The organism is Streptomyces sp. NPDC026659, from assembly GCF_040638245.1.
Classification (GTDB): domain Bacteria; phylum Actinomycetota; class Actinomycetes; order Streptomycetales; family Streptomycetaceae; genus Streptomyces.
Genome location: NZ_JBEZXY010000008.1, coordinates 302,065 through 314,502 on the forward strand (window position 1 = coordinate 302,065; position 12,438 = coordinate 314,502).

The 12,438-nt window shown below is 76.1% G+C and carries 5 protein-coding genes; all 5 read left to right on the forward strand.

Annotated elements, in window-relative coordinates; genetic code table 11:
* Positions 1-25 precede the first annotated feature (25 nt).
* The 5 genes from AB0E91_RS21920 to AB0E91_RS21940 all read left to right on the forward strand — a co-directional run bounded on the left by AB0E91_RS21920 (position 26) and on the right by AB0E91_RS21940 (position 12,437).
* Positions 26-880 carry a DUF4132 domain-containing protein gene (locus AB0E91_RS21920; protein WP_361784302.1) on the forward strand — a complete coding sequence of 285 codons (855 nt, stop codon included), beginning with the start codon at positions 26-28 and terminating at the stop codon, positions 878-880.
* On the forward strand, positions 877-5,847 hold the full coding sequence (locus tag AB0E91_RS21925; protein WP_361784305.1) for a hypothetical protein: 4,971 nt from the start codon (positions 877-879) through the stop codon (positions 5,845-5,847). The genes AB0E91_RS21920 and AB0E91_RS21925 overlap by 4 nt, the downstream gene beginning before the upstream one ends.
* 91 nt (positions 5,848-5,938) lie before the next feature.
* Positions 5,939-7,108, forward strand: a complete 1,170-nt coding sequence (locus AB0E91_RS21930) for an AAA family ATPase (protein WP_361784308.1) — start codon at positions 5,939-5,941, stop codon at positions 7,106-7,108.
* Positions 7,109-7,113: 5 nt separating this feature from the next.
* Positions 7,114-10,719, forward strand: a complete 3,606-nt coding sequence (locus AB0E91_RS21935) for a DUF5682 family protein (RefSeq protein WP_361784311.1) — start codon at positions 7,114-7,116, stop codon at positions 10,717-10,719.
* Positions 10,716-12,437, forward strand: coding sequence for a hypothetical protein (locus AB0E91_RS21940; protein WP_361784314.1), 1,722 nt, complete (start codon positions 10,716-10,718; stop codon positions 12,435-12,437). The genes AB0E91_RS21935 and AB0E91_RS21940 overlap by 4 nt, the downstream gene beginning before the upstream one ends.
* Position 12,438 lies beyond the last annotated feature (1 nt).

Genomic DNA, 12,438 nt, shown 5'->3' on the forward strand with positions numbered 1-12,438 from the left:
ATCACTTCGGTGCGGGGAGGCACGTATGGGGTGGGTGTCGGCAGGTGGCTACGAGGTCACCCTCGACGGCGGAAAGGTGGTGTGCCGCAACGCCACGGGGCGGCGGCTGAAGTCGGTGCCGCCGAAGATCGCCGACGATCCGGCGGTCGTGGGGCTCGCCCAGCTCGCCGAGTGGCTGGAGCGGCACGAGCGGGAGTGCCTGGAGGGCGTGGAGCGGTGGATGGTCCGCTCGCTCGCGGTGCCGCTCGCCGTGCTCACCCGTGTCTGGCCCGACCCCGCCTGGCAGGGGGCGCTGCGCGACCTCGTGGTGACCGGCGAGGACGGCCGGATCGCCGGTTTCCTGCGGGACGCCGACCCCGGGCGCGGCCTCGGCCTGGTCGACCTGGACGGGGACACCGTGCGCATGGCCCCCGAGCTGGTCCGCATCCCGCACCCGGTGCTCCTGGAGGATCTGGCGGACCTGCGGGAGTTCGCCGTCGAACTCGGCGTGGAGCAGCGCGCCCAGCAGCTCTTCCGCGAGGTGTGGCACCGCCCGGCCACCCTGTCCGAGAACGCCACGCAGGTCGAGGAGTACGCGGGCGGCGCGTTCAAGGAGCTGCGCTTCCTGCACGGCCGGGCCGCCCAGCTGGGCTACCGGGTGCGCGGCGGCCAGGCGGTCTGCCCCGTCCTGGAGGACGGCCGCAGCATCGAGGCCCGCGTCTGGGTCGGTGACTACGACGGCTACGAGGAGACCGAGACCGGCCCGCTGATGTGGACCGACCCGGCGGGCCGGGTGCTGAAGCTCGGTCAGGTGGGCCCGGTCGCGTGGTCGGAGGGGATGCGCATGGCCGCGGCGCTGTACGCGGGGCGGAACGTGGAGAACGAGGAGCGGGCGGCATGACGACGTACGACGAGACCACCCTGGCCGCGCTCCTGGAGGCGGGCGCGGTCCTGCCGCCCGGCACCACCGCGCGCGAGGACGCCGACACGCTCACCGTCCGCACCTACACCCATCCCGTGCTGGAGGACCGGCAGGTCGTACGGCTGGTGCCCGGCACCCTCGGGGAGGCCGAGGACCTGGCCCTTGAGTTCCTCGGCCTGGTCCGGGAGCCGGAGGCGCCCGAGGTCGGCCAGGTGCGCCGGGAGACGCTGGGCTTCCCGGCCTGGGCGCTGGTGCACGACCCGGCGAACGGCCATCACGCGCTCGCCCTGGTCAAGGACGTCGAGCGGCTCACCCGGCAGGCCAAGTCCCGCCCGGGGGCCGCCAAGCAGGGCTTCGAGGAGCTGGGCACCCGGCTCGGGCGGGCGGTGCCGCACTTCCTGCCGACGTTCTACGAGCAGGCGGCGCGGGCCTTCCTCCAGCACGAGAACACCACGTACGCCGCCGCGTTCTTCGGCCGGGCCCGGGAGGCCGAGCGGGTGCACGCGCTCGCGGTGGACGAGGAGCGGCAGCGGGCGGTGTTCCTGGAGTTCGCCTTCGCCGGGGCGCTGACCGTGAAGGCCCTCAAGGAGCATGTGAAGGACCTCGGTCTGCGGCTCGACCCGGCCGCCGCGTGGGCGCAGTTCCGGCAGCTGACGGTGGAGCGCTGCGCGGCCGGGATGCCGCCGTACGCCTCGTTGCCGCAGGACGCGCGCGGGCTGATCAAGGCGGCCGGGCTCGACCGGGACACCGAGGAGCGCGCACTCGTCGCCGACCTGATCACCTCGCCCGCCGCCGTCCGGGCGCCCGCGTCCTTCTGGACGGCCTACCGTCCTGCCCTGTGCGCCCTGGCCGAGGAGCGGCCCGGGGTGCGGGCGCGGCTGCTGGAGATCATGCCCGCGGGGCTCGGACGCGAGGTCGAGGACGACGAGTTCTGGCTGGCATTGCTGGCCGGGACCGGCGCCGACCGGCTGCTCACGGACGAGGCGGCGGCCCGCGAGCACGGCGTGGACGCGGCCGGCTGGCTGACCCGCTGGGCGCTGCACCGCAAGCGCGGCGGCTCGTACGCGCTCCGTTCCCCTGCCACGCTCGCGCTGGCCGGGCGCATGGCACCGCTGCTGCGCTCCGCCGGGCGTCCGGTGGACCTGTTCGCCGGGAACTGGGGGGCGAGTGCCCACGTCGATCTGCTGGACCTGTGCGCCGCCGAGGGCGTGCCGCTGTCCGTCCCGGCCGCCGATGTCCCGGTGCCGATGTCGCTGACCAACTGGCTCTCGGACACCGGGGAGGGCCGCCGGGACCTGGTGGCCCTCGCGGCCGACCCGCGCCTGCGGCCGCTGCTGCACTCGGGCGTGGAGGCGGCTGGGGGTCAACACGCCCGGAACGACGACCACTTGAAGGCCATCGCCGCCCATCCGGTGCTCTCCGAGGTGCTGCGGGAATGGCTCGACGAGGTGTCCGGTGAGTTCACCCGCGCGACCGGCCTGCCCGCCGCGCGCCTGTCGCTCGACCGGCTGCGGCCCTTCCGGAGCGTCGCCCCGGAGGCGGCACCCGAGTCGGTCGCCCGGGTCGCCGGACACCCTCTCGCACCCCTGCTCGGCCGCACGCTGCGCGCCGGTGTCCTGGACGAACTGGGCTGGCCCGCCCTCGAAGAGGCGCTGGAGCTGCTCGACGCCCAGACCCTGGACCCGAAGAACCACCACCCGGTCACCGTCCACGAGGCATGGCCCGCGCTCATCGTCTCCCGGGGGCACAAGGCGCTCGTCGTCGGTCCGGAGAAGATCCTCCTCGACCACGACCTGCGGCTGCCGCAGGAGCTGGACCGCCATCAGCGCCCCCGGTTCCGCTATGTGGACGGGGAGTTGCTGGTCGTCTGGCGGCACGACAACAAGCAGCGCGCCTATTGGTCGAGCCGTCCCGCCGAGGTGTTCGGGCTCGGCGGCGAGCAGGTCCCGACCTGGTGGTACGGGAACGACGACCTCGCCGCCTCGATCCCGCTGCCCGGTGGGGGCCGCGCCTCCGGGGGCCGTGCCCTGCACGCCGGTGACACGGACCTCCCGCCGAGCCGTCCCGTCCTGGGCGACGGCACGGGGTACTGGCGCGAGGGCAGGCAGGGCCTGCGGACGGTGTGGCTGGAGTACGACCCGGCGACCGGCGACCACGGTCGCGCCTCCCTGCCCGCGCCGCTGCGCGCCGGTGTCCGCGAGGACGCCGAGCTGGTGGCCGGGATGTGCGAGCTGCTGCCGATGCAACCCGGCCTGGAGCAGAGCCCGTTCGGCACCGACGGTACGGTCCTGGGCCGCTGGGTGCGCACCGAGGGGGACGGCGGGGAGCGGTCCCGCACCGCCGGGACTCCGGACGGCCGCACGGTGTCGTTGCCCATGAGGACGTCCGCCTTCGCGCCCCTGGGCACGCTGCGGCTGCCCGGCGCCGAGCCGGTCGCGGCGCGGGTGCTCCAGAACGTCATGCTGTTCGCGGGCGACGACCGCGACACGACCGGCGAGCTGGGCCATGTGAAGCTGAACGGCCCGGGCGGCGAGTTCGCCGCGGGTACCCCGCTGGTGCCCCCGCTGCCGTTCTGGCACGCCCTGCGGCCGCGCGACGAGCAGGGCTCGGCCGTGCTGCGCGCCCTCACCGACGAGCGGGCGGCCGAGCTGATGCGGACCACGGCCGAGGCACTGGCCGAGCGTCAGGAGGCCCTGAAGCGCGCCGGGGACGACAAGGCCGCGCGGGAGGCCCTGCCGTCCGAGGCCGAACTGACGGTACGGGCGGTGCGCGAGGAGTTGCCGGGCCTCACCGACGCCCGGCTGATCACCGGTGTGACCTCGCTGGTCCGTTCGGCACTGCGGCTCACGGCCTCGGTGACCACCTTCGCCGAGCCGCCCCGGGAGCGGCCCGCGCGGCCGCGCGAGCACACCGAGGGCATGTTCTGGGACTACAGCCCCGAGCACGGCGAGGACAGCACGCTGCGCGAGGCGCTGTCCGGGATCGTGAGCGTGTACGGCTACTGGCACGGCGAGCAGCGCACCGCCCTGCGCCAGATCCGGGCCGTGAACCACGTGCTGTCGGGCCATGCCGCCCACGGCAAGCCACTCACGAACCCGGAGCGCAACGCCGCCCTCACCGACGGCTGGCACAGCGAGACGCACACCGTCCCCGGCATCGGTCTGGCGTGGCCGGCCGCCCTGGGCGCCCTGCGCGCGCTCGCCTTCCGGGCCGCCTCCGCGACGCTGCCCGACGCCCAGCGCGAGGCGCTGCTCCTGCTGTTCGAGGCGCTCGGCGAGGGGCCGCTCGTCTCGGGGCCCGGCACACTCCGGGAGATCACGCTGAGCGAGCGGGCCGACGGATGGCAGCGGACCGGACAGGTGCTGCGGCACGGCGGGCGCACGGTCGTGATCCTCGGCAGCAAGCGCGTCGACCGGGTGCGGGACCGCATCGACTGGCTGGCCCTCGACCACGATCCGTCGGGCGCGTTCGGGCCGGTCGCCCACTTCACCCTCGGTGAGGAGGTCCGGTACGACCCGGAGATCTCCGGCGAGGGCCTGGCCGCCGTCACGCGGCTGATCCGCGCCAAGGGCGCCGCTCCCTGGCAGCCCGGGGCCCCGGAGTCGCTGACGGCCGCGACCGGCGGCGGCCTCGGCCCGTTCCAGGCGACGGCGCTGCTGGCCACGCTGCCGCCGGAGCCCACCGCGGAGACCCTGGCCCTCATCGGGCTGAAGACCCGCCAGTGCGAGTACGGGGTCGCCCGGCTCGGCGGGCTCCCCGCCGGGACGCGGACCTCCCTGCTCGGCGCGCTGCTGCCCGCCGACCCGGAAGCGCTGTGGACCTCGGGCCCGGACACCGGCGCGGCCGGACGCGTCTGGGCCGAGCGGCTCGGCTCGCTGGTCCGGATACCGGAGGACATCGACGCCGAGCTGGCCGGGTTGCACGCCGGGCACGCCGAGGACGTCCTCAACCCGTCCCGCACGCCCTGGCTGGCCCGTACGACGCGGCTGCGCCTCGGCGCGGACGGCGAACTGGCCCCGGAGGACCCGGCGGCGGTGCCCGGCGGGTACGCCTTTTCCGGCGCGGCCGTCTCGCTCGCGGCGCTGGCGTACGTCCTGCCGTACGGCCACCCGCTGCGCGCCGCGCTGCCGGAGGGTCTGGCCGCCGTGCGCCGCCGGATGACCGACCCGGAGCTGCTGCACGACCCCGGCGTGGCGTGGACGGAGAAGGGCACACCCACGGGGGCGGAGGTACGCAAGGCGTACGGGCTGCCCGCCACCGGCGGCGCCGACGCACAGGGGCTGGTCCGGGCCGGTACGGCCCTCGTCCTGCGCCCCTGGTACCACGGGGAGGCGGTCCTGATCCGCACGGCCGCGCTCACCGGCCCGGACGACCCGGTGTTCGGGCTGCTGGAAGGACTGGTCGGCCCGGATCGCGGCGACGGCCTGCGCGCGCTGAGCACGCTCCTCGGCCCGGAGCTGGAGCGCGCGGTGGCGGCCGGTGCCGACGGCCCGCGGGGCTACGCCCAGGACCCGTCGGTCAGCGTGCCCGAGCTGGTCGCCGAGGTCGCCGCCACGCACGGTCTCGGCGAGGACGCGGCCGTGCTCTACCTCCAGTTGCTGGCGCTGCCCGACCCGACGGACCGCAACCGGACGCGCTGGACCGGGTGGAAGCCCGCCCGGGCGAAGAAGGCGCGGGCCGAACTCACCGCGAGCGGTGTGGTCGTCGAGGCCAAGCGGCCGCGCGCCGGGCGCACCCTCTTCCTGCCGTGCGGCTGGCGGGACCTGAAGTCGCCCGCGCTGCCGGTGGAGACCTGGAAGGAGGGGCTGTACCCGGTCGGCCGTGCCGTACCCCCGCTGCCGGTGCCCGAGCTGTTCCACCGCGCCTGGGAGCGCGTCCGCGCGGGCGACGGCCCGGCGTACGAGGAGCTGACGACCCGGGCGAACCGGAGGGGCCGGCGCAGGTGACCGCCTCCGCCCACGACGTTCACGACGTTCTCGCAGAGGGCGGCGCCGATGACCGCCCTCTCCCCCGCACCACCGCGAAGGATTACCGCTCATGACCACCGACCTCGCCCCCGGCGCGGCACGCCAGATCGTCCCGCCGGAGGACCGGTTCGCGACCGAACTCGCCTTCCTCGCCGCGTACGACACCGGACCGCGTCCGCCCGCCTGGCGGCTGACGCCCCGCGCCGTCGTCACCTTCGTGATGGGCAGCGAGGGGCGCGCCCTCGCGCTCCCCGCCGACGCGGCGGTCCCGGACGGGGTACCGCAACGGCTGGAGATCGGCGGCAAGTTCGTCGGTGACCGCGCGCTGGTGGAGCGGTGTGTCGTCACGCTCGCCGGGGAGCGCGGTCTGCTGCTCGTCGGCGAGCCGGGCACGGCCAAGTCGATGCTGTCCGAGCTGCTGTCGGCCGCGGTGTGCGGCACCAGCGGACTGACGGTGCAGGGCACGGCGGGCACGACCGAGGACCAGCTCAAGTACGGCTGGAACTACGCCCTGTTGCTCGCCCAGGGGCCCAGTAGGCAGGCGCTGGTGCCGTCGCCGGTGCTCACCGCCATGACACGCGGGGCGATCGCGCGGGTCGAGGAGGTCACCCGCTGTCTGCCCGAGGTGCAGGACGCGCTGGTGTCGCTGCTGTCCGAGCGGCGCATGGCGGTGCCCGAACTGGCGGGCGGCGAGGACGCGTTGGCGCACGCGGCACCCGGCTTCAACCTCATCGCCACCGCCAACCTGCGGGACAAGGGCGTCTCGGAGATGTCCGCCGCGCTCAAGCGCCGCTTCAACTTCGAGACGGTGGGCCCCATTGCGGACCTCGACGCCGAGACCGCGCTGGTGCGCGGCCAGGCCCGGGCGGCGGTCGAGCGCTCGGGCGCGGCCTTCCAGGTGGACGACGCCGTGCTCGAAGCCCTGGTCACCGCGTTCCGGGACCTGCGCGAGGGACGGTCGGCGGAGGGCTGGGAGGTGGAGCGTCCTTCGACCGTGATGAGCACGGCCGAGGCGGTGTCCGTCGCGGGCGCGCTGGCGCTGGCCGCCGCCTACTTCCCCGGCGACCGTGACGTGCTCGGCCTGCTGCCGGGTCACCTGCTGGGCGTCGTGCGCAAGGACGACCCGGCCGACGCGGCCCGGCTGCGCGGCTACTGGGACGGTCCGGTACGGCGCCGGGCCGAGCAGGGCTCCGCCACCTGGCGCACCCTGTGGGACCTGCGCACGGTACTGGAGGGCTGAGCACCGTGTCCCACGCATCCCCCGAGGCGGCGGTGGCCGCCCTGACCGACCCGGCGGCGCCGTATCTCATCGGGGTACGGCACCACGCGCCCTCGCTGGCGGCGGCCGTACCGGCGCTGCTGGCGGCGGCCGAGCCGGACGTGCTGCTGGTGGAGCTGCCCGCCGAACTGGAGGAGTGGCTGCCGTGGCTCGCCCACGAGGAGACGCGGGCGCCTGTCGCCCTCGCGGCGGCACCGGCGGCCGCAGGCGTGGGGCCCGCGAGTGGAGGTGTCGGGCCTGCCTTCTACCCCTTCGCGGACTTCTCGCCGGAGCTGGCGGCGGTGCGGTGGGCGGCCCAACACGGGGTGCCGGTGCTCACCTGCGATCTGCCGCTGGCGGACCGGGCGTGGTCGGGTGAACGCCACACGGATGCCCCTTCTGAGCCGTCGGCCGACACCTCCCCGGGGGCGGCGACCGGTACGCCCCCGGGTATCACCGCCGCCCTCCGCTCCCGGCTCACCGGGCGCCCGGACGACGACCTCTGGGACCGGCTGGTCGAGACCGCCGCGCCCGGTTCACCGCCGGAGGCGCTGCGGCGCGCGGCGCTGCTGACGGGGTGGGCGCTGCGCGCGGAGGCGGCGGCCTCGGGCGGGGTGCCGGAACTGGATCTGCGCCGGGAGAGCTGGATGCGGTCCCGGCTGGCCGCCGCCACGGCCGATGGGGCGCGGGCCGCCGTGGTGGTCGGCGCGTTCCACGCCCCGGCGCTGCTCGACGTGGCGCTGCCCGACCCTGCGTCGCCCGCCCCGGCCGAGGGTGCTGATGCGCCTCCGCTTGCGGCGATGACCTGGACGACCTCCCTCGTCCCCTACACCTACGCCCTGCTGGACGAGCGCTCCGGTTACCCCGCCGGCATCCGCGACCCCGAGTGGCAGCACCTGGTGCTCGACGCGGCCGGTGATCCCTCGGCCCTGACGGACGCGCTGACCGGCGCCGCCGTGCGGATCTGCGCCGAGCTGCGGGCGCTCGGGCATCCGTCGGGGCCCGCCGACGCGCGGGAGATCACCCGGCTCGCCGGTGATCTGGCCCGGCTGCGGGGGCTGCCCGCGGCGGGCCGGGGTGAACTGGTGGAGGCCGTGCAGACGGTGCTCGCGCAGGGCGAGCCGTACGGTCGTGGACGTGCCGTGGCGCGGGCGATGGAGCGCGTGTTGGTCGGCACCAGGGCCGGGCGTCCGGCGCCGGACGCGCCGCGCAGCGGTCTCGCCCCCGCCGTGGAGGCGGAGTTGGCGGAGCTGGGCCTGCCCGGCCCCGCGGACCCCGGTACCGCGCGCGACCTGCGCCTCGACCCGCTGCGCTCGGCTCTGGACGCCCGCCGGGAGGTACTGCTGCGCCGGCTGACGGTGTGCGGGGTGCCGTACGCCGAGCCCAGGGAGGTCGGCGCGGCCGGTGGCGGCGAGGCGCTGACCTCGCGCTGGGAGGTGCGCTGGACGCCCGCCACGGCGGCCATGCTCAACGCGGCCGGGGTCCGGGGTGTGACCTCCGCCCAGGCCGCCGAGGGACTGCTGCGCGAGCGGCTGCGCGCGGAGCGGGACGAGGGCGGCCCCACGGCGGCCCAGTCGCTGCGGGGCCTGGAGGAGGCTGCGCGGTGCGGACTCCCGGCGCTCGCCGAGGAGCGCGTGGAGGACATCGCGTCCGCGCTGCCGGGCTCCGGCACACTGCCCGAACTCCTCGCGGGGCTCGCCCTGTTGGACCGCCTCCGGGCCGGTCACATCGCCGGGTCGGGCGTGCCGGACGAAGACATGAAGGCGCGCCTGGCCGCGGTCGCCGAGCTGTTGACCTCGGCCGCCGTGCGCCAGGTCGACGGTCTCACCGGTTCCGAGGAACCGGCCGACGCCCGCGCCCTGCTCGAACTCGCCCACCGTGCCGACGTGTTCGGCGGCATCCGGCTCACCGATGCGCTCGCCCGGCTGGCCCGCGAGGGCTCGCCGTTGATGCGCGGGGCGGCCGGGGCCGTACGGGTGCTGCTGGGACACGAGGAGCCACGGGCCCTGGGTGACCGGGTGGCGTCGTGGGTGGACGGCGCGACCGACGCGGTGACCCGTACGGCGCTCACCGACCGGCTGACCGGACTGCTCACGGCAGCCGGACCCCTGCTGGAGTCCGCGGCCCCCGCCCTCGAACCGCTGCTGGGCCGGGTGTCGGACCTGTCCGACGAGGACTTCCTCACGCGCCTCCCGGCCCTGCGCGGCGGCTTCGACACGCTGAGCCCGGCGGCGCGCGAGCGGCTGCTGTCGACCGTGGAGGAGCGGCTGGGTGTGCGACGCCTCGCGGACACGGGCGCCGTCGATCCGGTGGCGCTGGCGAGGTGGACGCGGGCCGACCTGGCGGCGCGGGAGGCGCTGGCGGCGGTGGGGCTGCTGCCGGAGGCGGAGCAGACGGTTCCGGAGGCGGAACAGACGAGTTCGGAAGCCCCCTGCCCGTCCGACGAGCCGACTCCGGCCTCCGCCGGACACCTCGCACCGGCCGACCGATGGCGCCTGGTCCTGGGCCGCCGCAGGGACCAACTACCGCCCTCGGCACGCCGTTTGGCGACGGCCCTGGACGAGCTGTACGGCACCGGACGCGGCGAGGGCAGCCGGGGCGATCTCACCGGAACCGGGGCCGGGTCCGGGTCCGGCGGCGGGGGCGGTCGGGAAGCACCGTACCCCGGCGTGCGGGAGTGGTCGGAGGAGCTGGCGGCGCTGTTCGGCCCGGGTGTCCGGGAGGAGGTGCTGGCGGCAGCCGCGGCGACGGGCCGGGCGGACGTCTTCGCGGAACTCGACGCGGAGAGCGTGCGCCCCTCGGTGGACCTGCTCCGCTCGGTGCTGCGGCACGCGGGCGGCCTGCCCGAGGCGCGGCTCGCGACGCTGCGGCCGCTGGTACGGCGCCTGGTGGAGGCGCTGACCCGGGAGTTGGCCACCCGGCTGCGTCCCGCGCTGCACGGCACCGCGTTGCCCCGGCCGAGCCGCCGTCCGGGCGGCGGTCTCGATCTGGCCCGCACGCTGCGGGCCAACCTGGCCACCGCGCGCCGGGCCCCCGACGGCACGGTGACGGTGATCCCCGAGCGGCCGGTGTTCCGCACCCGGGCCCGCAAGGCGGCCGACTGGCGGCTGATCCTGGTCACGGACGTGTCGGGCTCCATGGAGGCGTCCACGATCTGGGCGGCGCTCACGGCCTCCGTGCTGGCCGGGGTGCCCACCCTGTCCACGCACTTCCTGGCCTTCTCCACGGAGGTGATCGACCTGACCGACCAGGTCGAGGACCCACTGTCGCTGTTGCTGGAGGTGAGCGTCGGCGGCGGTACGCACATCGCGGCGGGGCTGCGGCACGCCCGTGAACTGGTCACCGTCCCCTCGCGGACGCTCGTCGTGGTGATCAGCGACTTCGAGGAGGGCTATCCGCTCGGCGGTCTGCTGAGCGAGGTCCGCTCGCTGGTCGGCGCGGGCTGCCACGTACTGGGCTGCGCGAGCCTGGACGACGCGGGACGCCCGCGCTACTCGACCGGTGTGGCAGGCCAGTTGGTCGCGGCCGGGATGCCGGTGGCCGCCCTCAGCCCCCTCGAACTCGCCCGCTGGATAGGGGAGAAGATCGCATGAGCACCCAACTGCCGCCCGTCGCACCGGAGGTGACCGCCGCTCTCGTGGAGGCGCTCTCCCCCCGGCTGCGCAAGCGCCTGGACGCGGGCATCGCCAAGCTGGCGGACCGCCCGGTGGACCGCGACGGCGACACCGTGCGCATCGCCGTCGACGACACCACGTACGTCGAACTCCACACGCCCGGCGGGTCGGTGACGACCCCGGACGCGGTCCGCTGCGGCTGTCTGCTGGCGCCGGACTGTCTGCACCGGGCGGCGGCCGCTTCGTTGGCACCGGTGGCTGAACTACCGCTTGCGGCCGAGCCGTTGGTGGCGGACAGAGCGCCACAGCCGCAGGAGCCCGAGGCCCCCGAACCCGAGCGGCCCACCCCCGGCCAACTCGCCGCCGCACGAACCGTATGGACCGCCGCGGCGGCCGTACTGGACGCGGGCGCCGACGGCTGCGGGGCGGTCCTCCAGGCGGAGTTGCTGCGCGCCGCCCACACCGCGCGCCTGGCCGGTCTGCACCGCGTAGCCGCCGCGTCGTCCTCCGTGGTCACGGCGTTGCGCGCGGCCCGCTCGGCCGACCCGGCGTACCGGCTCGCGGACCTCGTCGCGGCACTCGGCGACGTCCTCGCGGTGTCCCACCGCCTCCCGCACGCCGAGGGCGAGGAACTGGCCGCCCTGCGCGGCACGGCGCGGCAGCCGTACCGCCCGGACGGCTCGCTGCGACTGTACGGCCTCTTCAGCGAGCCGGTGCTGACGGCGAGCGGGTACGCGGGCGCGGTGACCTGGACGGCCGACGCGAACGGCAGGCTCTACCAGGTGTCGGACGTGGCACCCGGCGGCGCGGCCCGTGCGACGGGCGCCGCCGACCGCGCCGTACGACTCGGCGACACGGCCCTCACCCACCGCGAGCTGTCCCGGGCGGGGCTCGCGGTCTCCGGCGCGACGGTCTCCCCCACGGGCCGGCTGGGCGCGGGCGCCAAAGTGCGCGCGGTACGCGCCCCCGGCGTCGACTGGCGCGCGGACCCGCTGGACCGGCTCTGGCGCGTCCCCCTGCGGGACCAGCTGGCCCGCGCCCTGGCGCCCGACTCCCCCGGTCTGCTCTTCCTGGAGGTGACCTTCACGGGCACGGTCCGCGAGTCGGCGGGCGACTGCCTGCTGGCCGCCTGCGACAGCGTCACCCTGCGTCTGACGGCGGCCCACGACGACCCGTCCCTCCCCCACCGCGACAACCTCCGCCTCCTGGCCGCCGCCACGGACAGACCCCTGCGCGTCATCGCCCGACTGACCCCGGCCTCGCACCCCCGGGCAACGCTGCTGGCGACGGAACACCCCACCACCCCGGGCACGCACGTGGACGTGGGCCTGGACCGCCTGCAAAAGGCGGACCTGCCTTCCCCCACCCCGCCCCCGCAGCCCGCTCCCCCGTCCGAAGAACCCCCCGTCCACCTCCTCGTCCGCCGCATCCACCAGACCGCGGCGGGCGGCCGCCGCGCCCTGGCCCACCCCGGCACCGGCGGCATCACCGACCCCCGCCGCCTCACCGCCCACGGCCTCCCGACGGCGGCGGCTCTCCTCACGGAGTTGCACTCCACAGCGACCACCCGCTCCCGCGACACCTTCGGGCGCCTGCTCCCGACCGATCCGACGCGCTTCACGGAGGCGTGGCTGAAGGCGAGGGAGTACACGGCGGCGCTGGACAGGGCGTTGTGCGTGGCGGGCTGGACCGCGTAAG